The organism is Corallococcus aberystwythensis, from assembly GCF_003612165.1.
Lineage (GTDB): Bacteria > Myxococcota > Myxococcia > Myxococcales > Myxococcaceae > Corallococcus > Corallococcus aberystwythensis.
Genome location: NZ_RAWK01000186.1, coordinates 1 through 20,574, shown reverse-complemented (window position 1 = coordinate 20,574; position 20,574 = coordinate 1). Strand labels below are relative to the sequence as shown.

General features: G+C 71.0%; 17 protein-coding genes. 13 read left to right on the top strand and 4 right to left on the bottom strand.

Annotated features, from left to right (window positions below):
- The 5 genes from D7W81_RS27230 to D7W81_RS27210 all read left to right on the top strand — a co-directional run.
- A partial coding sequence (locus tag D7W81_RS27230; protein ID WP_244227466.1) for a hypothetical protein occupies positions 1 to 271 on the top strand: 271 nt, incomplete at its 5' end.
- Positions 268 to 1,272: an amidohydrolase family protein gene (locus D7W81_RS27225; RefSeq protein ID WP_438503377.1), complete on the top strand. Its 1,005-nt coding sequence runs from the start codon at positions 268 to 270 to the stop codon at positions 1,270 to 1,272. The genes D7W81_RS27230 and D7W81_RS27225, both read left to right, overlap by 4 nt.
- A 102-nt stretch (positions 1,273 to 1,374) precedes the next feature.
- Positions 1,375 to 1,755 carry a response regulator gene (locus D7W81_RS27220; protein WP_014394116.1) on the top strand — a complete coding sequence of 127 codons (381 nt, stop codon included), beginning with the start codon at positions 1,375 to 1,377 and terminating at the stop codon, positions 1,753 to 1,755.
- Between the two features lie 85 nt (positions 1,756 to 1,840).
- Positions 1,841 to 2,674 carry an ABC transporter ATP-binding protein gene (locus tag D7W81_RS27215; RefSeq protein ID WP_120558314.1) on the top strand — a complete coding sequence of 278 codons (834 nt, stop codon included), beginning with the start codon at positions 1,841 to 1,843 and terminating at the stop codon, positions 2,672 to 2,674.
- Positions 2,671 to 4,335 (top strand): hypothetical protein, encoded by a 1,665-nt coding sequence (locus tag D7W81_RS27210; protein WP_120558311.1) that lies wholly within the window; start codon positions 2,671 to 2,673, stop codon positions 4,333 to 4,335. Before D7W81_RS27215 ends, D7W81_RS27210 begins: the two co-directional genes overlap by 4 nt.
- Before the next feature lies 1 nt (position 4,336).
- On the opposite strand, the gene D7W81_RS27205 is transcribed toward D7W81_RS27210, so the two are convergent.
- Positions 4,337 to 5,647, bottom strand: coding sequence for a vWA domain-containing protein (locus D7W81_RS27205; RefSeq protein ID WP_208721471.1), 1,311 nt, complete (start codon positions 5,645 to 5,647; stop codon positions 4,337 to 4,339).
- A 131-nt stretch (positions 5,648 to 5,778) separates the two neighbouring features.
- Between D7W81_RS27205 and D7W81_RS27200 the strand changes: the two genes are divergently transcribed.
- The 8 genes from D7W81_RS27200 to D7W81_RS27165 all read left to right on the top strand — a co-directional run bounded on the left by D7W81_RS27200 (position 5,779) and on the right by D7W81_RS27165 (position 15,197).
- Positions 5,779 to 6,678, top strand: a complete 900-nt coding sequence (locus D7W81_RS27200; RefSeq protein WP_120558310.1) for a histone deacetylase family protein — start codon at positions 5,779 to 5,781, stop codon at positions 6,676 to 6,678.
- Positions 6,679 to 6,762: 84 nt separating this feature from the next.
- The gene (locus D7W81_RS27195) at positions 6,763 to 7,476 is read left to right on the top strand and encodes a COG1470 family protein (RefSeq protein ID WP_120558309.1); all 714 of its coding nucleotides are present in this window, start codon (positions 6,763 to 6,765) and stop codon (positions 7,474 to 7,476) included.
- Positions 7,477 to 7,558: 82 nt separating this feature from the next.
- Entirely contained in the window at positions 7,559 to 7,951 is a 393-nt protein-coding gene (locus D7W81_RS27190) for a peptide chain release factor-like protein (protein WP_120558308.1), read from the top strand.
- Positions 7,952 to 8,149: 198 nt separating this feature from the next.
- Positions 8,150 to 12,394 (top strand): pilus assembly protein, encoded by a 4,245-nt coding sequence (locus D7W81_RS27185; protein WP_120558307.1) that lies wholly within the window; start codon positions 8,150 to 8,152, stop codon positions 12,392 to 12,394.
- Positions 12,391 to 12,990, top strand: coding sequence for a type IV pilus modification PilV family protein (locus tag D7W81_RS27180; RefSeq protein WP_120558306.1), 600 nt, complete (start codon positions 12,391 to 12,393; stop codon positions 12,988 to 12,990). The genes D7W81_RS27185 and D7W81_RS27180 overlap by 4 nt, the downstream gene beginning before the upstream one ends.
- Positions 12,987 to 14,090 carry a PilW family protein gene (locus D7W81_RS27175; protein WP_120558305.1) on the top strand — a complete coding sequence of 368 codons (1,104 nt, stop codon included), beginning with the start codon at positions 12,987 to 12,989 and terminating at the stop codon, positions 14,088 to 14,090. The genes D7W81_RS27180 and D7W81_RS27175 overlap by 4 nt, the downstream gene beginning before the upstream one ends.
- An 11-nt stretch (positions 14,091 to 14,101) precedes the next feature.
- Positions 14,102 to 14,743: a hypothetical protein gene (locus D7W81_RS27170; protein ID WP_244227465.1), complete on the top strand. Its 642-nt coding sequence runs from the start codon at positions 14,102 to 14,104 to the stop codon at positions 14,741 to 14,743.
- Positions 14,744 to 14,774: 31 nt separating this feature from the next.
- Positions 14,775 to 15,197, top strand: a complete 423-nt coding sequence (locus D7W81_RS27165; RefSeq protein ID WP_120558303.1) for an HD domain-containing protein — start codon at positions 14,775 to 14,777, stop codon at positions 15,195 to 15,197.
- Positions 15,198 to 15,275: 78 nt separating this feature from the next.
- On the opposite strand, the gene acnA is transcribed toward D7W81_RS27165, so the two are convergent.
- The 3 genes from acnA to D7W81_RS27150 form a co-directional block, all read right to left on the bottom strand.
- Positions 15,276 to 18,011 (bottom strand): aconitate hydratase AcnA, encoded by a 2,736-nt coding sequence (gene acnA / locus D7W81_RS27160; RefSeq protein ID WP_120558302.1) that lies wholly within the window; start codon positions 18,009 to 18,011, stop codon positions 15,276 to 15,278.
- Between the two features lie 128 nt (positions 18,012 to 18,139).
- Complete coding sequence (locus D7W81_RS27155; protein WP_120558301.1) at positions 18,140 to 19,408, bottom strand: phospholipase D-like domain-containing protein; 1,269 nt, start codon at positions 19,406 to 19,408, stop codon at positions 18,140 to 18,142.
- A 102-nt stretch (positions 19,409 to 19,510) separates the two neighbouring features.
- Positions 19,511 to 20,574 (bottom strand): hypothetical protein (locus D7W81_RS27150; protein WP_120558300.1); only part of this gene is annotated, 1,064 nt, incomplete at its 5' end.

Here is a 20,574-nt window from a genome sequence, read left to right as displayed (position 1 = left end):
GGGTGGGGCATCCCTTAGATTCCAGCGGATGAAGTTGCCCCTGCCGTTCCGTCGCGACCGCCCCATCATTCCGTCCGCCAACGCGCAGGATCACGCGGAGCGGTTGATCGCCGAGTCCCTGCGCATGCTCGGGCAGGTGTGCTCCAAGGTCGCGGACGCCATCGAGGCGCAGCGGCTGGAGCGCCAGGGCTACGCGCACAACAGCTACCTGCGGCGCCTGGACGAGGAGGAGGACGCGAAGAAGTCCTCCGGGCCCGGCACGGGCGGATGACGGCTCCCCGGGAGCCTCGCGCGGAGCACACGCATCCCCGCGTGGAGCACACGCATCCCGATGATGACGCGCCGGTGCCGTGCCTGGCGTCCTCCCCCGCCGCTTCCTGGAGGGAGCAGGGCATCCAGATGCCCATGCCCGCGCTGGCGGACGAGGAAGGGCCCCGCGTGGACCCCGGCCTGCCGCCCGTCGTGGACGCGCACGTGCACCTGTTCCCCGATCGCGTCTTCGAGGCGGTGTGGCGCTGGTTCGACCGCTACGGCTGGCCCATCCGCTACAAGCTGCACACGCCCCAGGTGGTGTCCTTCCTGCTGTCCCGGGGCGTCGAGCGCGTGGTCGCCCTGCACTATGCCCACAAGCCGGGCATGGCGCGCGCCCTCAACGCCTACGTGGCGGAGGTGGCCAAGGCCGAGCCCCGCGTCATCGGCCTTGGCACCGTGTACCCGGGCGAGCCCGACGCCGTGGCCATCCTGGAAGAGGCCTTCGCCCTGGGCCTGAAGGGCGTGAAGCTGCACTGCCACGTGCAGGCCTTCGCCCCGGACGCGCCGCAGCTGCACGCGCTCTACGAAGCGTGCGCCCGGGCGGGAAAGCCGCTCGTGATGCACTCGGGGCGGGAGCCATCCAGTGCCCGGTACCCGGTGGATCCGCACCAGCTCTGCGCCGCGGAGCGGGTGGAGCGCGTGCTGAAGGATCACCCCACGCTGAAGCTGTGCGTGCCGCACCTGGGAGCGGACGAGTTCGACGCGTACGCGCGCCTGCTGGAGCGGTACGACACGCTCTGGCTGGACACCACCATGGCGGTGGGCGGCTACTTTCCCGTGCCCCTCCCCCGCCAGGCGATGGACGTGCGGCCCGAGCGCATCCTCTACGGGACGGACTTCCCCAACATCCCCTATGCGTGGGACCGGGAGCTGCGGGCGCTGGCCGGACTGGGGCTGGACGAGGCCGCGCTCGCGGGCGTGCTGGGCGGCAATACTCTGGCGCTCTACGCGGAGTGTTGAAAAGAAACGAAGCCCCTTCCGCAATGAAGGGGGCATTCCCATCTTCGACCCCATAGAATCGCGGTCCCCAAGCAGACGCCGCCACTCCAGAGGCTCAAGCCCATGTCGAACTTCATCCTGGTCGTCGACGACGACGCGAGTCACCGCACGCTCATCTGCGATGCCCTCCAGGAGATGGGCTATGCCACCATCGAGGCCAAGAACGGCCGGGAGGCGCTGGATCTTCTGGAGGACGACATCCCGGGCGCCGTGCTCCTGGACCTGCGCATGCCGGTCATGAGCGGCTGGGGCCTGCTGGACGCGCTCAAGAAGATGCCGCGGGCGCGCAACCTGCCCATCATCATCATCTCCGGCTACGGCTTCGAGTGGGAGGCGGAGCTGGTGGGCGCCGCCGGCTACATCTCCAAGCCGGTGGACCTGGACAAGGTGCGCACCACCGTGCAGCAGATCGTCGGGCCGCCGGAGGTGGCCATGGTGCACTGAGCCGGGAAGCGCCCGGCGGGCCGCACCATCCGTCAACCCGAGGATTGTGGGCAGCCCCTGGGAACATGGTGTGATGGCGTCCTTCATGACGCCCCCTCCTGCTGAACCCGCCGGCCCCGAGCTGGCCATCGACGCCCGCGGCCTCGTCAAGCGCTTCGGTAGCTTCACCGCGCTGGACGGCCTGGAGCTTCAGATTCCCCGGGGCGCCTTCTACGCGTTCCTCGGCCCCAACGGCGCCGGCAAGTCCACCTCCATCGCGTTGCTCACCGGCGTGTACGGGCCCGACCAGGGCTCCATCCGCATGCTCGGCGTGGACGCCGTGGCGAAGCCGCTGGAGGTGAAGCAGCGCGTGGGCGTGGTGCCGGAGGAGCTGAGCCTCTTCGAGCGCCTCACCGGCCGCCAGTACCTCACCTTCTGCGCGCGCATGTACGGGCTGGACGGCGCGCAGGCCGCGTCCCGCGCGGTGGAGCTCCTGGAGCTGACGGAGCTCACGTACAAGGCCGGCGCGCTGGTGTCGGAGTACTCCAAGGGCATGCGGCGCAGGCTGGCCATCGCCGCGGCGCTCATCCACGCGCCGGAGCTGGTGCTGCTGGATGAGCCCTTCGAAGGCATCGACGTGCTCGCCGCGGGCGTCATCCGGGAGCTCTTGCGCGAGCTGTCCCGCCGGGGCGTGACGCTCCTGCTCACCACGCACGTGCTGGAGATCGCCGAGCGGCTGGCCACGCACGCGGGCGTCATCCGGGGCGGGCGCATGTTGGATCAGGGCCCGGTGGAGGCGCTCCGCCAGCGCCACGGCGTGGCCACGCTGGAGGCGGTGTTCGAGAAGCTGATCGCCGTGCCGGCCGCGCGCAACGCGAAGCTGTCGTTCTACGGCGAGCCCGCGGCGGACGTGGTGCCGCTGCGCCGGGAGTCCGCGTGAGCGCCCCGCGTCCGAAGGTCCCCGGCTTCTTCCAGCACCTCTTGCTGCTCTGGGGCCTGCGCCTGCACCTGGGCCTCAACCAGGGCCCGGGGAAGAGCCGCCTGCTCGCGGTGGCGGCGTTCCTGGGCTCCAGCGCGCCGGGCGTGGTGCTGGGCCTGAGCTTCTTCAAGCTGATGCGGCTGCCCACCATCGTTCACAGCAACGTGTGGCCGTACTTCATCCTCAACCTGCTGTGCTTCGTCACCGCCGCCACCTGGGTGACGTGGCCGCTGTTGTCCGCGGGCGTGGATGATCACTCGGAGCTGTCACGCTACGCGGCGTTCCCCATCTCGCCGTTCCGGCTCCTGATGGGCTCCACGGTGGCGAGCCTCTTCGAGCCGCGCGCGCTGGTGTTCTACGCGCCCCTCACCGGCGCGGCGGTGGGCTATGCGTCGCGCCACCGGCTGGCGTCCCCGTGGCTGGCGGCGGTGCTCTACGTGCTGTTCGCGCTCTTCTGCGCGGCGTGGAGCCGGGTGGGCCTCTACACGGTCATCAACGTGCTGAGGGAGAAACACAGCGCGCGCATCATGGGCGGCGGCATGGTGGCCTTCCTCGTGGCCGCGTCGTTCATCCCGCCCATCGACACGTCGTGGCTCACCAGCGTGGGCGAGGCGGGCGTGGGCGCGCTGGACATGAGCCTCATCATCAACGCGGCGGTGGCGCTCAGCCAGGTGCCGCCGGGCTTCTTCGGGGACGGGCTGGGACAGCTGGCCCACGGGCGCGTGGGCATCGCGATGCTGGAGGCCTTCGGGCTCTTGTTCTTCACCGCCATGGGGATGGGCGTGGCGTACGCGCTGCTCATGCGCTTCCACCGGCAGGCGGGCGGGCGCTCCGGCGGGGACCGGGGGGATGGCCGGGACAGCGACCCGTTCGCCACCACGGGCACGCGCTTCGACACCCTCCTGCGGCGCGAGGTGCTGGACCTGTGGCGCAACCCGCGCGCGCGGCTGCTGGCGGCGGTGCCCTTCATCCTGGCCATCCTGCTGAAGCTGCTCTCCGGCAGGGACCTCTTCGTGTACCTGCTGGGCGGCAGCGCGGATGCGTGGGTGATGGGCGGCCTGAGCATCTACGGCGCGGTGGTCATCGCGTCCACGTTCTCCCAGAACACGTTCGCGTATGACGGGCACGGCTTCGCGGTGTTCCTGGCGGCGCCCATGAACCTGGCGGACGTGCTGCGCGCGAAGAACCGCGTGCAGGGCGTGGCGGCGCTGGGGATGGCGGTGCTGGTGGGCGCCTTCTACCGGGTGTACTTCGGCTCGGGCTCGCTCGTGGACTTCCTGTGCGCCATGGCCTCCGTGGCGGCGGTGCTGCCCATGCTGCTGGCCGCGGGCAACTTCCTGTCGCTGTACTTCCCGGTGAAGTTCCACGCGAGCCTCAAGCGGCGCGACCGCGTTCCGCTCACCGCGTCCATGCTGGGCATCCTCGCGGCCAGCGTGGGCTGCATGCCGTTTGGCCATGCGCTGCGGGCCGCGGGAAGGGACGGACCGGGCTGGCAGTCCGTCGCCTTCATCGCCGCCTTCGCCGTGCTCCACTTCGGCGTCTACCGGGTGACGCGGCCCCTGGCGATGCGGCTGTTGGACCAGCGCCGGGAGTTCGTCCTCCGGGCGGTGACGCGCGAGTAGCTCAGTACGCGACGCCGAACTTCGCGGCCTGGGCCTTCACGCTCTTCATCACGTTGGCGTCGAAGGCGTCCTCCTTGGCGGGGGCGTTCTTCGACAGCCACTGGTCGCGCTCGGTGGCCAGCTTCGCGACCTTCTCCTCCAGCGCCTTGCGCTCGGCGGACAGCTGCTTCACCTTCGCGGCCTGCGCCTCCTTCTTGAGGCCCTGGAGCTCCTGGGGCAGCTCGTCATCCTTGAGGGTGTCGAGCGCGGCCGGCTTCTCCAGGAGGTCCACGCCGCCCGCGATGGCCACGGGCGCGCTGCTCGCCGCCGCGGCGCTGGGAGCGCTCTTGCCCGCGCCCCGGCTCGTCTTCATGTAGCTGATGCGGTCCGCGACGGCCTCCGCGGCCATGCCCTTGGTCGCCTCCGCGCGGGCGACGTTCATCTCACGCGCCTCCTTGCGGCCGCCGTAGAGCGTCTTCGACGCCAGCTCCGCGTTCACGCGCGACAGCTCCGCGTCATAGGGCGTGGCCACCGCCACCATGCCGCCCGCCGCGTCGATGGAGTCGAAGGTGCCGTCCGTCAGCTTCGCCACGTAGCGCCAGGACTCCTCGGTGGTCGTGTCCGCGCCGCAGCGCACCGTGTTCACCACGATGTGGCGCTCCTTCGCGCGCTTGGACCACAGCATGAAGTCCCAGGCGGCCTCGCGCTCGGCGGGGGGCGCGTCGCCCACCAGGAAGATGACCTTCATCACCTCGCGGTCCTGGCTCCACTTGAGCAATGACACGGCTTCACCCAGGCCGCGCCCCACGTGCTCGGGGAAGTCACCGCCGCCGCCCGCCTGGAGCTTGCGCAGCTCCGCGAACATGGAGTCCATGTCGTCGCTCAGGTCGAAGCGCTTCGTCACGTAGGCGTCCCCGTTGTCCCGGTACGCCACCAGCGCCACCTTCAGGTGCGGCGTGGGCTTGCCCTTCGCGATGCGCGACGCGATGGAGAAGATCTTCTGCTTGGCGCCCTCCAGCAGGCCGCCCATCGACCCCGTCGTGTCCAGCACGAACGCCACTTCGATTTCGGGCCGCGCGCCCTGGGCCTGCGCCTGCGCGTCCTGCCCCTGCGCCTGTGGCTGCGCGACCTGGCCCGTGGGGGCCTGCGTCCCGGCCGTGAGCGCGGTGTCGGGCCGCTGGGACGAGCCCTTCCCGGCGGGCTTCTCGGCGGCGGGCTTCTCCGCGGCGGTCGCGGGAGCGCGGACGGGCGTGACGGCCCAGGCGGAGGTGGCGGACAGACCGGTGGCGAGCGCGGCCGTCAGGACGGCCCGCGAGAGGGGCTTCAGGTTCATGGGTGTGGGCTCCAGGAAACGGACGGTGGGGCGGGCACATCCGCGCCGCCTGCTCCTGTAACGGACAGGCCCACCGGAAGTTCTACGCCCCCGGTTGCGGCCCTCGAAAGCGGGCGTTACGCCCCGGGTCCGTGCGCGTCTTCCACATCGACAGGTACTCCGTCCCCCTGCCTGACGGGCACCGCTTCCCCATGGAGAAGTACCGCCTGCTGCGCGAAATCCTGCTCGCGCGCGGCATCCTCCCCCCGGCCGTCTTCCACGAGGCGCCCCGCGCGGAGCGCGGTGAGCTGGAGCGCGTGCACACCGCGCGCTACCTGGACGCCTTCTTCGGTGGCTCCCTCACCGACGCGGAGCTGCGCCGGCTGGGCTTCCCCTGGTCCCTGCTGCTCGTGGACAACGCGCGCGCGTCCGTGGGCGGCACCCTGGCCGCGGCCCGCGCCGCCCTGGAGGACGGCTTCGGCGCGAACCTGGCCGGCGGCACCCACCACGCCTTCCCGGACCACGGGGAGGGCTTCTGTGTCTTCAACGACATCGCCGTGGCCATCCGCGTCCTCCAGGCCGAAGGGGCCATCCGCCGCGCGGTGGTGGTGGACCTGGACGTGCACCAGGGCAACGGCACCGCGGCCACCTTCGCGAACGACGCGTCCGTCTTCACCTTCTCCATGCACGGCGAGCACAACTTCCCCTTCCGCAAGCAGCCCTCGCACCTGGACCTGGGGCTGGCGGACGGCGTGGGGGACGCGGAGTACCTGGCCGCGCTGGACGCGCACCTGCCCCACGTCCTGGAGTCCGCCCACGCCGACCTGCTCTTCTTCCAGGCCGGCGTGGATCCGCTGGAGGAGGACACCCTGGGCCGGCTGTCACTCACCCACGCGGGGCTGCGCGAGCGCGACCTGCGCGTCATGCGCGCCGCGAAGGAGCGCGGACTCCCCGTGGTGCTCACGCTGGGCGGCGGCTACGCGCGGCCGCTGGCGCCGTCGCTGGAGGCCCACGTCGGGACTTATCTCGCGGCCTGTTCGTTGTTCCGCTGACGCCCGCCGTCCCCGGGGCCGCTTGCGGGCCCGCGCGCCCCGGCCCCATGCTCATCCCCGCTTCGCCACCCCTGGAGCCGCCCCATGCCGCGTTCCCTCCCCCGTCTCGCCGTCCTCGCCTGCGCGCTGGCCCTGGGCTGTGGCGGCAACACGCCCTACTACCACCTGGATTGGGGAGGCCAGGACACCGTCACCGCCGCGCCCGGCGACGCCGTCCCCTATGACATCGCCATCCAGCGCATCGCGGACAACCTGGGCGAGGTGCGCGTGAGCGCGGCGATCGCTCCCGAGGGCGTCACCTTCGGCCCGGCCTTCTCCCTCCCGGAGGGAGAGACCATCGCCAGCACGACCGCCACCATCACGGTGGCCCCCGGCGTCACGAGCTACGGCGTGAACGCGCTGCAGCTCGTCGCGGAGGACCCGGCCAACAACGTCACCGCCCGGGGCAACATCTCCCTGGTCATCCTGCAGCCCCCCGAGCCCAACGCGTCCTTCTCCCTCGCAGTGGAGCCCCGCCAGGTGAACCTCGCGCCCGGCCAGTCCGGCCAGGTGACGGTGACGGTGACGCGCGCGGAGGGCTTCACCGGGCCGCTCACCCTCACGCTCGAGACGCCCTCCAACACCACGAGGCTCGGCATCGACCCCGTCACCCTGGCCGCGGGTGAGACGACCGCGCAGGTGCGCGTCACCACGGACCGTTCGCTCACCGTGCTGCCCTACGTGGTGAAGTTCGTGGCCACCTCCGAGGACGGCCGCACCGCCAGGACGGGCTTCACGTTCAACATGAACCTCCGTTGAGGGGAAACCCCCGGGACCCCGCCCCCAGGTGTCAGGAGCGGGGTACCGGTGGCGTCTGCGCGGCGCTACCTTGAGGACCGCCATGACGCCGACCCAGCCCATTGCTCCGCCCGCACGACGCCAGGCCGCCCGGGAGGCCCTCGCCCTGGATGACGAGGCCCTGCTGAAGGTCTGCGACGTGGAGTTCTTCATCGCCTCCGGTCCCGGCGGCCAGCACCGCAACACCACCGCCAGCGGCGTGCGCCTCTCCCACCCGCCCACGGAGCTGTCCGTCACCGCCACCGAGCGCCGCAGCCAGTCGCAGAACAAGGACGCCGCCGTGCGCCGCCTGCGCGCCGGCCTGCAGGCCCTCACCTTCGTCCCCAAGGTCCGCAAGGCCACGCGCCCCACCCTGGGCTCCAAGCGCAGGCGCCTGGAGGAGAAGAAGCGCACCTCGGAGAAGAAGGCCGGCCGAGGCGGCAAGCTGGGCGACTAGGCCTCCGCCGCTATGCAGGACATGCGGACCCCGCAAGCTTTGCGTAGCCGCTGACACCACCTGCCCACAGCCATACGGTTCCTTTCCAGACGCTTCCCCGTGTGGGAGGCCTCCGCCACGGGGGCACACCGTGTGCAGTCACCGAGGGTGACCCCTGACCCCAAGGGGGTCCGTTGGCCCCCAACCCCCGGTGAACCCTTGGCCCCCATCTCCCCCAGAGCTTCCGCGCCGCGGCGAATCCTGCTGGGCCTGGCGCTGCTGACGGCGCTGCCGGCGTCCGCCACGGACATCGTCACCTTCAGCCAGGGCGCGCTCATCATCCCGGAGCAGGCCACCTTCCAGCAGGGCTGTGGAAGCCTGTCGGCCTACGGCCTGGTGTGGCGCCTCCTGCAGTCCAACGAGGCCGGCGGCTTCAACGCCAACCACCCGGTGACGGTGTACCTGGCCATCGACGACACGAAGCAGTCCCCCAACCGGTGCGTGCCCACCAACAAGCACCTGCCGCCCGCGCCGAACAACGGCGAGTGGAACGACCCCAGCTGGAATGACGGCTGCGACTTCCACATCTCCCGCCAGGACGCGGCGCCCGTCGTGCCGGTGCCGCCCCTGGAGCCGCTGCCCGCCGGGGGCCTGTTCCCCGAAGCGAAGGTGGAGAACTTCACCACCACGCCGGGTCAGGCGCGGCCGTACTTCACGAAGGCCCAGCTCCACACGGCGAGCGGCTTCCGCGACGTGCAGTACATGGGCGGCGCGTTCATCATCGACGCGAAGGACGCGAAGAACGCGCTCGACTTCCTGAACTCCTCCGGCGGGGCGGACGCGCCGAAGAAGTTCCGCACGGAGTGCAACTGCGACACGTTCAAGAACAACAGCGGCTGCTTCTACGTGCGCATGCACCAGGCCACCATCGAGTTCAACGCGCCCATCGCCCGGCGCCTGAACCGCGTGCCCCCGAAGATCGCCCTGCTGGACCTGGACGACGACAACGCCGCCCCGGACAAGTCGTTCGTGAAGGGCGGCATGCTGGACGACTACCTGCGCAACGCGGGCCTGGACTTCAAGGGCGCGGGCGGCTGCCCCGAGGGCACCACCAGCGGCTGCACGCTCAACGACGGGCAGCCCGGCAAGATCTACGACGCGCTCCACGCCAACGCGGACCTCATCTCCACCGCGGCGTTCCCCAACGGCCTGCTCAACGCCCTGGACCCCGCCACCCAGCGCCCGCGCTACCGCGTGTTCTGGGCGCCGCACTGGCAGATCGTGGCCAGCTCCCGCCCGGAGTACCAGGCCAACGGGGATGGCGCCGTCAACCAGGCGGAGAACGTCCTCAACAACATCGCGTACTTCACCAACCAGCGCGGCAACGGCCTGTTCGCCGAGTGCACCAGCATCTGGAGCTATGAGCACACCGAGAAGCCGGGCGGCGCGCTGGTGCCCTCCTCGCGGTTCCAGGGTGAAGGCACCTTCGAGAAGAACCAGCTCCCCAACGGCAAGAACTGGAGCGGCCGCAATTGCACGGACCCCGACTACCAGAACGAGTCCTGGCCCCGGCCCGCCTGCATCCTCTACCCCAACGCGGGCGACCCGTTCTCCCAGATGGGCGACTTCCGCTTCAACAACGTGGAGGGCGAGACGGAGAACTACCGGACGACCTTCAAGAACGGCGTGCGGCGCCTGGCGGTGAGCTGGCTGAACTACGCCCCCGGCAACCAGTACGACAACGCGGCGCACGTGGCGGCGGACCCCACGCATCGCGGCCACGACTTCTTCTCCTTCAACCAGAAGGACAATGATCCGCAGAAGGCGACCATCGTCTACCTGGCGGGCCATGACTTCAAGGAGAGCATCGCGGGCACGCGCATCGTGCTCAACACGCTGCTCAACCTGGGCAACGAACCGCTGCAGAGCGAGCGCACCGTGTCCGCGCCGGTGGCGCTGGACGACACCAACGGCAGCGACGCCAATGGCTCGCGCGCCCTCTTGTTCAAGACCTCCTACAACGCGGTGACGGGCTACCCGCCCGGCGCGGACACGTACACGCCCGCGCAGGGCTCGCACTGGGTGTTCCCCTACTACCCGGGCACGCTGCGCGCGCACTCCCTCATCGGCGGGGACGCGCTCTCCACCGGGGAGAACTCGCTGTCGGACGGCACCCTGTGGAACGCGGACGCGCGCATGCCCGCGCCCGGTGAGCGCAACCTCTTCACCTACTTCGGCGGCGAGGTGACGGTGAACCCGTCGCTGGGCGCCAACCGCAGCGCGCCGCACGGGGTGCTCCAGGTGGGCTGGCGGCCGGAAGAGGTCTCCGGCACGCGCATCAACAAGAACTTCGGCTCGGTCCCCAACCCCGGCTGCGTGGACGTGCTGAAGCTGGGCCGCGCCACGTCGCGCGACGGCAGCTTCCGCTACGACTTCGTCAAGGGCGGCGACGGCATCTGCGACCTGCAGCAGGCGACGCAGTACTCGCAGCAGCTGGGCGGCACCGACTTTGGCGTGGTGAACGAGATGCTCAACAAGGGCTTCCTGCTCACCGACTTCAACGCGGTGGCGATGATGCTCCAGCGGGTGCGCGGCTACTGCTACGCCACGGAGTCCGGCCGGGATGGCGCCAACGAGACGCCCATCCTCGAGCCCAACACCAGCCAGTGCAACAACGAGGACGCGGACAACAAGGCGCACCTGGGCGGCTTCATCCACTCGTCGCCCGTCGTCGTGACGGCCAGCCCCCACATCCCGGACCGCACCGCCGCCCGCCCCACGGTGGCCTACGCGGCGGGCCTGGATGGCCAGGTCCACGCCTTCTACGTCTCCGGCGGCGCGCGCTACGACGGCCCGGAGGAGCCCCTCCAGTTCCCCAACCCGGACGCCACCGCGCGCTTCAAGACGGACTTCGCCCAGCGCTTCCGCAACGGCACCCTGCCCCAGCCCGGCACGGAGCTCTGGAGCTTCCTGCCGGCCACGCAACTGGCCGGCCTGCGCAACAACACCGCGCGGGTGAACAGCGCGCCCGCCGTGTTCGACGTGTTCGCGGACTTCGTGGGCACCGGCCGGCGCGAGTGGCACACCGTGCTCGTCGCCAACGTGGGCCAGACGGGGCGCGACCTGTTCGCCCTGGACGTCACCAACCCGCTCAAGCCCGTGCTGCTGTGGCACCTGGTGGGCAGCCACTACGCCACCTCCAGCGCGCCGCACTCGGCGGTGGCGCTGGCGGACCGCGGCCAGGGCGGCACGGGCTGGACGTACACCTGGGACGAGGACGAAAGCCTCTTCCTGCTGCCGCCGCGCGCGGACCCGGGCCGTCAGCCGAGCGGCCTGTATGACTACAGCGGCCTGGGCGGCTCGCGCGGGCTGTCCGTGGGCGTGGGCCGGCTGGGCATGGAGCCCGTGTACGCCGTCTTCGTCGCCTCCAGCAGCTCCGGCGCGTCGGAGGTGACGGACTCGCCGGGCACCCCTGGCAAGGGAGTGCAGGTGTTCGCCATTGACGTGGCCACCGGCCAGAAGCTGTGGCAGTGGCAGCAGGCGTACACCAGCAGCGTGGACAACAGCGCGCCCGCCGCGCCCACCGTGTCACAGGACTCGAGCGGCGCCGCGCGCCTCTATGTGGGTGACATGGAGGGCCGGCTCTGGGAGCTGGACGCGTCCACCGGCATGAACGTCAACGTGGGGCGCACGGGCCCCGCGTGCACGGACGCCACGCCCTGCAAGTACACGGCGATGAACATCGGCGGGCTGCCCGTCGCCAGCCAGCCCATCAGCACCAACGTGGGCCTGGCGCGCATCCCGCAGGACGCGGCGAACGCGTCCGCCTTCGGGTCGTACAAGGGCAAGGTGGTGGCCCTGGTGGGCACCGCCGGCATGGACTGGGTGCCGGACACGGTGGGAGGCCGCCTCCACGCGCTGCTGCTGGACGCGGGCCTGCGGCTGCCCATGGGCATGGACGGCAAGCGGCTGGACGGCTCGCTCATCGACGCGAACCTGGCGAACACGGAGGCCATCACCTACGGCGTGCTCCAGGAGCCCCCGCCCTTCCCGCTCGTCTTCGACGCGCCCGAGCACGTCTACGGCAACATCACCATCGCCGGACGCACCGCGTACTTCAGCACCGCGGAGGAGTCCGTGAACGACCCCATGCTGCTGAGCGCCTCCGTGCGCGGCCACACGTACAGCATCGACCTGGGCAACACGGCGGCCACGCAGGCGGCCATCACGCCCATGAGCGGCGCGTCGCTGGCCAACTACGGCGGCGTGGCCGTCTACCACCGCGACACCGGCGGCGCGTCCACGGACTACGTGGTGGGCGCGGAGGTGAGCGCCCTGCGCGTCACGCGCATCGACAACGCGGGCAACACGGGGGCCTCCAGTCCCAACGCGAAGGACTCCGTGGACGGCAACAACGGCGTGCTCTACCAGCTCCTCAACTGGAGCCAGAGGTTCCTCGAATGAGAGCCCTTCCCCCTTCCGCCGCCCGGCGCGGCAGCGGCCTCCTGGAGGTGCTCATCGCCATGTGCGTCCTGGCGCTGGCCGCCGTGGGCGCGGTGATGGGCATGGTGGCCGCCACCCGCGACGTGAAGGACGGCCAGGTGCTCCAGGGCCGGCGCATGCTGCTGGAGGCGCGCGTCCAGCGGCTGTGGCTCGCGTCCAAGCTGGAGCTGGCGAACCAGGCCGTCGCGCGGCCCGCCCTCTTCCCGCCGGACGTGGCCCTGGCCACGGCGCCGTGGCAGCTGGACCCCAGCGAGCCGCTGGCGGCCGACATCGGCACGGGCGCCTACTTCCGCGTGCGCCCCACGGGCCAGGTGGAGCCGGCGCTGGACGTGCCCGCCGGCACGCCCTGCACCCCCGCCATCCCGGACACGGTGCTGCCCCGCGACGTCTACTGCCGCGAAATCCTGGTGACGCAGGGGCTGCCCAAGGACCTGCCGCCCGCAGCCCAGGCGCTGGTGCCCGCCGGGGCCCTGCCCTTCACCTTCTGGACGCGCGCGTACCGCAAGGGCGACAGCCTGGAGCGCGCCATCGTGCACAGCGAGGTGTTCGTCCAATGAGCTTCCAGCCGAAGCGCGAGGCGAAGGCACGCGGCATGACGCTGCTGGAGACGATGGTGGCCGCGGCGCTCTCCATCATCATCCTCACGGCGGCCACGGCCCTGCTGCTGGCGGGCGGGCGCGTGGTGCACAACACGGAGCACGTGGCGGACAGCCACGACAACGCGCGGCTCGCGGGAGAGACGCTGCTGTCCGCGGTGCGCCAGGCCGGCGCGGGCATGTCCGAGGGCCTCTGGATGGTGTCCGGCGGAATGCCCCTGCGCATCAACCCCGTCTTCGGCGGGGACGGCGCGGGCACGGGCGTGCTCGCCGCCACCACGACCGGCAACGCGCCGGTCACGGACGGCAGCGACGACCTGTGGCTGGTGGTGCCGGACCGCAACTACCTGGGCCGCGACTGCGCGCCGGGCGCGGCGATGACGGTGCTGAAGCCGGGCACCGGCGCCCTGGAGGTCAACTGCGTGGGCACGCCCACCGGCACCCCGCCCGCCAACCCGATGCTGGTGGCCAGCAACATGAAGAGCGCCGCGCTGCTCACCCAGACGTCGGTGACGAGCACCCCGCCCACGGCCACGGTGACCTACCAGGAGTCGGGCGTGACGGGCTTCTCCAACGCGCCCCACAAGGGTGGCTTCCAGAAGGGCGACCTGGTGTACCCCGTGCGGCTCCTGCACTTCTTCATCGGGACCCACGCGGGCACCGGCCGCAAGGCGCTGATGCGCGCGGAGGGCACGCCCGGCAGCGACGCGTCGGGGCGCCCCTTCATGGACATGGGGGACCCGGTGGTGGTGCAGGACTTCGTGGAGGACTTCCAGGTGACGTTCGGCGTCGACGCCACGAACACGGGCGACCCCGCCCGGTACGACTTCCAGCACGGCCTCAAGCCTGACTACACGCCGGGCCTGCGCTCGGTGCGCATCAGCGTGGTGGCCACCGGCCGCGCGCCCCGCCGCGACAACCAGAACCAGAGCGTGCTCTCCGAGGACCTGCCCCTCGCGGTGGAGAACCACACCCCGCCCGCGGGCCCCGCGGACGGCTACTTCCGCAGCCTCTTCTCGCGCCGGGCGGAGCTGCCCAACCTGGCCGCGGCCAGCCTGTGAGGACCGACACCGTGAGGCCTTCCGCCATGTTCCCGCGCGCTCCGTCCCCCTCCTCCCGCGGCACCACGCTGCTGCTCGTCGTGGTGCTCGTCACCGTGCTCCTGGGGCTGGTGGCGGGCGTGATGGCCTACGCCAGCAGCGAGCGCACGCGCGCCGTGACCTCCAGCCGCACGGGCCAGCGGCAGGGCTGCGCGGAGAGCGGCCTGCAGCTGGCGCGCGGCTACTTCGGCCGCAACTACGCCCAGTGGAACACCTTCCTGAGCGCGCCGGGCGTCTACGACCCCATCGCCTCGTCCACCAACCCAGCGCCCGCCGACCCGCGCACCGCCGACGGCCGCGCGGCCATCAAGACGGTCAACCCGGCGCTGTTCGCGGACCTGGACGGCGACGGCAGGGACGACGTGTACCTCTACATCCGGGACAACGAGGACGAGTTCAAGCCGCTCGCCCCGGAGTGGAACCGCGACAATGATCAACAGGTGGTGGTGGGCGCCATCTGCATCAGCGAGACGCTGGTTCCGCGCCGGGGGAACTCCAACCAGCAGGACCCCAGCGCGCTCGCCGTGGAGGGCATCCTCCAGTACAACGGCGGCGGCCAGGCCTACACGGCGCAGACGGCGGGCGGCACGGGCTCCGGCAACCTCAACCGTTGAGCCGCCCGGTGGGCATGCGAAGCTTGCATCCATGCCCACGCTCGAAGACGCCATCGCCCTGGCGGTGGCCGCGCACCACGGCCAGCGCGACAAGGCAGGACAGCCCTACATCCTCCACCCCCTGCGGGTGATGCTGCGCCTGTCGTCGGACGCGGAGCGCACCGTGGCCATCCTCCACGACGTGGTGGAGGACACCCCGTACACGCTGGAGCGCCTGCGCGGCCTGGGCTACCCGGAGGACGTGCTGTCCGCGCTGGACTGCCTGACGAAGCGCGAGGGCGAGGGCTACGAGGCCTTCATCGAACGGCTGCGTCCGCACGCCCTGGCCCGCCGCGTGAAGCTGGCGGACCTGGAGGACAACATGGACGTGCGCCGGCTGAAGGACGTCACGCCCAGGGACGCCGAGCGCCTGTCGCGCTACGTGGCCGCCTGGACGCGCCTGCGCGCGGAGTAGCGAAGGAAAGACGGCGGCCCGGCAGGCCCTCCCATGAAGCGAGGGCGGCCGGGCCGCGAAACCAGCGGGTGCTGTCCGCTACGCCTTGGCGAGCTGGCGCAGCACGTACTGGAGGATGCCGCCGTTGCGGTAGTAGTCGAGCTCGTTGGGCGTGTCGATGCGGCACACCGCCGTGAACTCGATGGGGCCCTTCTCACCGGTGGCCTTCACGGTGAGCTTCTTCTGCGGCGAGAGGCCGTCCGCGACGCCGGTGATTTCGAACGTCTCGTGGCCGGTGAGGCCCAGCGACTGCGCGTCCTGGCCCGCCTCGAACTGCAGGGGCAGCACGCCCATGCCCACGAGGTTGGAGCGGTGGATGCGCTCGAAGCTCTTGGCGATGACGGCCTTCACGCCCAACAGCTGCGTGCCCTTGGCCGCCCAGTCGCGGCTGGAGCCCGTGCCGTACTCGGCGCCCGCCAGCACCACCAGGGGCGTGCCGTCCGCCTGATACTTCATGGACGCGTCGTAGATGCTCATCCGCTCACGCGTGGGGATGTGCACCGTGACGCCGCCCTCCACGCCGGGAACCAGCAGGTTCTTCAGGCGGATGTTGGCGAAGGTGCCGCGCACCATCACCTCGTGGTTGCCGCGGCGCGCGCCGTAGGAGTTGAAGTCCTTGGGCTCCACGCCCTCCGCCATGAGGTACTTCGCCGCGGGGCTCGTCTTGGCGATGTTGCCCGCGGGGGAGATGTGGTCCGTCGTGACGGAGTCACCCAGGAGCGCCAGCACGCGCGCGCCCTTGATGTCCTGCACGGCCTTGGGCTCCTTCGGGAGGTTCTCGAAGAAGGGCGGCTTGCGCACGTAGGTGGACTTCTCATCCCACTGGAACGTGGAGCCCTTGCTCACCTGCAGCTGCTGCCAGAGCGTGTCGCCATCCATGGCGTTGGCGTACTGGCTGCGGAACTGCTCCGGCTTCACTGCCGTGCGGATGGTCTCCTTGATCTCCTCGTTGGACGGCCAGATGTCCTTGAGGAACACCGGGCGGCCATTGGGGTCCGTGCCCAGCGGCTCGTTGTCCAGGTCGCGGCCCACTTCACCGGCCAGCGCGTACGCCACCACGAGCGGGGGGCTCGCCAGGTAGTTCATGCGCACGTGCGGGTTGATGCGGCCCTCGAAGTTGCGGTTGCCGGACAGCACCGCCGCCACCACCAGGTCGCCCTCCACCACCGCGTTGGACACGGGCTCCGGCAGCGGGCCGGAGTTGCCGATGCAGGTGGTGCAGCCGTAGCCCACGACGTGGAAGCCCACGGCCTCCAGGTAGGGCAGCAGGCCCGCGTCGCGCAGGTACTCCGTCACCACGCGGCTGCCCGGGGCCAGGGACGTCTTCACCCACGGCTGGGGCTTGAGGCCCTTCTCCACGGCGTTCTTCGCCAGGATGCCCGCGGCCACCAGCACGGCCGGGTTGGACGTGTTGGTGCAGGACGTGATGGACGCGATGACCACCGCGCCATGGCCCACCGTGTAGCTCTGCTTGCCCGCCTTCACGGTGACGGACTGGGCCAGCCGCTCCGGGGCCACCGGGGCCGCGGGGGCCTTCGCGCCGCCCTTGGGGCCCTCGTCGTCCTCGCCCTTGCTCTTGCCGGCGGACAGCATCTCCACGAGCGACGCCTCGTACCCGGCCTTCATGTCCTTCAGGGGCACGCGGTCCTGCGGACGCTTGGGGCCCGCGAGGCTGGGCACCACGGCGGCCAGGTCCAGCGCCAGCGTGTCGCTGAAGAGCGGCTCCTGGGCGCCGGCGTTGAGCCACAGGCCCTGCTCCTTCGCGTACGCCTCCGTCAGCGCCACCACGTCATCCGGGCGGCCGGTGAAGCGCAGGTAGTTGCAGCTCTCCTCGTCCACCGGGAAGAAGCCGATGGTGGCGCCGTACTCCGGGGCCATGTTCGCGATGGTGGCGCGGTCCGGCAGCGACAGCGCCTTCAGGCCCTCACCGTAGAACTCCACGAACTTGCCGACGACGCCCTTCTTGCGAAGCATCTGCGTGACGGTGAGCACCAGGTCCGTGGCCGTGGCGCCCGCGGGCAGCTTGCCGGTGAGCTTGAAGCCCACCACCTGCGGAATGAGCATCGTGATGGGCTGGCCCAGCAGCGCGGCCTCCGCCTCGATGCCGCCCACGCCCCAGCCCACCACGCCCAGGCCGTTGATCATCGTGGTGTGGCTGTCCGTGCCCACCAGCGTGTCCGGGTACACGGTGTTGCCCTGGCGGAACGTCACCTGCGCCAGGAACTCCAGGTTCACCTGGTGGCAGATGCCGATGTCCGGCGGCACCACGCCAAAGCCCTTGAACGCGCTCTGGCCCCAGCGCAGGAAGGCGTAGCGCTCGCGGTTGCGCTCGAACTCCAGCTCCGCGTTCTCCTTGAAGGCCGCGGTGGTGGCGAACGAGTCGATCTGCACCGAGTGGTCGATGACGAGGTCCGCCGGGTTGCGCGGGTTGATCTTCGCGGGGTCCCCGCCCATGGCGGCGAGCGCCTCGCGCATGGCGGCCATGTCCACGACGGCGGGCACGCCGGTGAAGTCCTGGAGCAGCACGCGCGCGGGGTGGAAGGAGATTTCCGTCTCCGGGGCCGCCTTGGGGTCCCAGGCGAGCATCTTCTCGATGTGCTCGCGCTTGACGACGCGGCCGTCCTCATTGCGCAGCAGGTTCTCCAGCAGGACCTTCAGCGAGAACGGGAGGCGGTTGACCGCCGGGTGGGCCTTCGCCAGCGTGGCCAGGCTGAAGTAGTCGTAGGTGGCCGAGCCGACCTTGAGCTGGGCCTTGGTGCCGAAACTGTCCGTCATGTGCGTTGCCGTCCTTCCGTGCCGGAATGACGCAACTTCTAGGCGTGTCCCCCCCGGCATGCAAAGGGTTCCTGCACCGCGTTGAAGACGGTGGACGGTTGGCTCGAACCCCGGGCGGACGGCCCCGCTCAGAGCACCTTGCGGAAGAAGTACAGCACACGCTCCACGGCCTTCTGCCAGAGGGGCCGGCGGCGGAAGGCGGCCAGGTCCACCTCGCGGCAGTTGCCGCAATCCAGACGGAACGAGTCCTCCAGGTCGCGCCCCAGCCGGGGGTCCGCGAAGACGGCGTTGACCTCGTGGTTGAAGGCCAGGGACAACCGTTCCAGGTTGAACGACCCGATGGTCCCCCACACCCCGTCCACGACGGCCGTCTTGGCGTGCAGCACGCCCCGGCGCCACTCGAAGATGCGGATGCCGGCGTCCATCAGGGGCTCGTAGAAGGCCCGCGTCGCGTGCTCGAGGAAGGGGTGGTCGCTCTTGCCCCCGTTGAGCAGCAGGCTCACCTCCACGCCGCGCTTCGCCGCGTCCTTGAGCGCGGCCACCATGCGCCGGTCCGGCACGAAGTAGCCCGCGGCGATGAGCACGCTCTGCCGGGCGCGCTGGATGGCGTGCAGGTACGCCCGGTGGATGCTGCGGCGGCTGGACAGCACCGCCAGTCCCACGTCGCCCTTCCTGGGCGGGGCCTCCAGCGCGTGGGCCGCGCCGCGAATGCGCCGGCGCAGGCGGCTCAGGCGGTCGCGGAACATCATCCGCCACGTGGCCAGGAACCTGCGCTCCAGCTCATGGACCGCCGGGCCTTCGATGCGCAGCACGTCGTCGCGCCAGGCCACGCCCTGCCCTTCCGGGGCCCAGTGCGCCGCGATGTTCACCCCGCCCGTGAAGGCCACCGTGCCGTCCACCACGAGAATCTTGCGGTGGTCCCGGCGCAGCAGGTGACGCAGCCCGCGCTGGAGGCTGAAGGGCTTGAAGGCCCGCACGTCCACGCCGCGCTGGCGCAGGCCTTCGAAGAAGCTCCGGCGGCTGGTCCAGGAGCCCACCGCGTCGTAGAGCACCTTCACGTGCACGCCGCGCTCGGCGGCCTCCGCCAGCGCCTGGCCGAAGAGTTCGCCCACCGCGTCGGTGACGAACATGTACGTCTCCAGGCGGATGGAGCGGCGCGCGCGGCGGATGGCCTCCAGCATCTCCGGATAGGCCTCCACGCCGTCGCGCAGCAGGCGGCACGCATTGCCCTGGAGGGTGGTGTGGTGCTGCGGCAGGTAGTAGCGGGCGAGCAGGCGGCGGGACACGCCGGGGCTCCACACCGGGGCGTGCTCGGGCACCGGCCCCGGCGAGCGCGCCGGCCTGGGCGCCGCTGGAACCAACCCTTCCGTCTGCCCCTCCCCCACCCGCTCACGCATCACCCCACTGAGGGTGGGAACGGGGGGAGGGATGGGCAACCCGGACAGGCCCCGCCCGCCTCCCTGGCGGGGTTGCACCGTCCGCCAGGCAACGTCAGGGGATTACAGCCCGTACTCCGCGCGCTTGTTCTCCGCGCGCGTGGCGCACGGCTGGTCGTACTCCGGGAAGTACTCGCGCATGTGGTCCAGCGTGGAGGCGGCCTGCTTGAAGTGGCCCTGGTTGTAGTAGCCCTCCACCTCCAGCAGCAGCTTGGAGCAGGTGCGGTCCAGCTCCATCTGGGCGCGCTTCATGGCCTCCTGGGCCTCGAAGTAGAGGTCCGGCTTCGGGTCCGGGTGGGCCTCCAGCATCAGCCACGACTCGCGGAAGGACTTCCAGGCCTCGTAGCGGTTGCGCGCGCCGATGTCCGGCGTGTCGAAGTTCTTGCGGCCCTTCTTGAAGGACTCGTTGGCCGTCTGCACCAGCTGCTGCGTGGAGAGCTGTTCGGGGAGCAGCGCGCGCTCCACCCAGACGTTCCAGATGCGCCAGGTGTCCTCGCCGGGCGGGTTGCGCGTGTTGTCGAAGATGATGCGGTTGGGCTCGCCCTTGCGCAGCTGCTGGGGCGGGATCATCAGCTCCAGCGAGCGCTCCTGGCTGGCCATCGTGTCCGGGGGCACCTTGCCCACGTCCACGCCGTTGACGCTGACCACCACCTCGTCCTTGGAGATGCCCTGGGCCTGGTAGTGGAGGATGACCACCGCGCGCGTCGCGGCGACGAACTCCCACTCGAAGACCTTCATGTCCGGCCGGTTCCAGGTGACGTCGTCGCCCAGGCCGAACGAGTCGTTGATGGGCTGGTTGGACAGGCGCACGGGCTCCTCGCCCTTCTGCACCTTGTCGTCGCCGCCCAGCACCAGCCAGTACATGAGGGCGAAGAGGCCCAGCACCACCACGCCGCCGCCGGCCATCACGCCCGCGCGGACCTTGGAGTTCGCCTCCGCCCAGAACAGGCGCAGGTTGGCCACCAGGCCCGGCGTCTCACGGCGGATGCGGGCGCGCTCGGCCGCGGACAGGCCGCCGCCGCTGGAGCCACCGGCCCTGGGCGTGCGGGCCACCGCGCGGGAGGACTGGCTGCCGGTGCGGCGCGCGGGCGGGGGCGCCGGGGCGGGCTTCTCAATGGCGGCGGGAG

Excerpts from the sequence above, each read along its gene's own strand:
- D7W81_RS27225 (WP_438503377.1), top strand. The coding sequence starts at position 268 with ATGACGGCTCCCCGGGAGCCTCGCGCGGAGCACACGCATCCCCGCGTG.
- D7W81_RS27220 (WP_014394116.1), top strand. The coding sequence starts at position 1,375 with ATGTCGAACTTCATCCTGGTCGTCGACGACGACGCGAGTCACCGCACG.
- D7W81_RS27215 (WP_120558314.1), top strand. The coding sequence starts at position 1,841 with ATGACGCCCCCTCCTGCTGAACCCGCCGGCCCCGAGCTGGCCATCGAC.
- D7W81_RS27205 (WP_208721471.1), bottom strand. The coding sequence starts at position 5,647 with ATGAACCTGAAGCCCCTCTCGCGGGCCGTCCTGACGGCCGCGCTCGCC.
- D7W81_RS27195 (WP_120558309.1), top strand. The coding sequence starts at position 6,763 with ATGCCGCGTTCCCTCCCCCGTCTCGCCGTCCTCGCCTGCGCGCTGGCC.
- D7W81_RS27190 (WP_120558308.1), top strand. The coding sequence starts at position 7,559 with ATGACGCCGACCCAGCCCATTGCTCCGCCCGCACGACGCCAGGCCGCC.
- D7W81_RS27180 (WP_120558306.1), top strand. The coding sequence starts at position 12,391 with ATGAGAGCCCTTCCCCCTTCCGCCGCCCGGCGCGGCAGCGGCCTCCTG.
- D7W81_RS27175 (WP_120558305.1), top strand. The coding sequence starts at position 12,987 with ATGAGCTTCCAGCCGAAGCGCGAGGCGAAGGCACGCGGCATGACGCTG.
- D7W81_RS27165 (WP_120558303.1), top strand. The coding sequence starts at position 14,775 with ATGCCCACGCTCGAAGACGCCATCGCCCTGGCGGTGGCCGCGCACCAC.
- acnA (WP_120558302.1), bottom strand. The coding sequence starts at position 18,011 with ATGACGGACAGTTTCGGCACCAAGGCCCAGCTCAAGGTCGGCTCGGCC.
- D7W81_RS27155 (WP_120558301.1), bottom strand. The coding sequence starts at position 19,408 with ATGCGTGAGCGGGTGGGGGAGGGGCAGACGGAAGGGTTGGTTCCAGCG.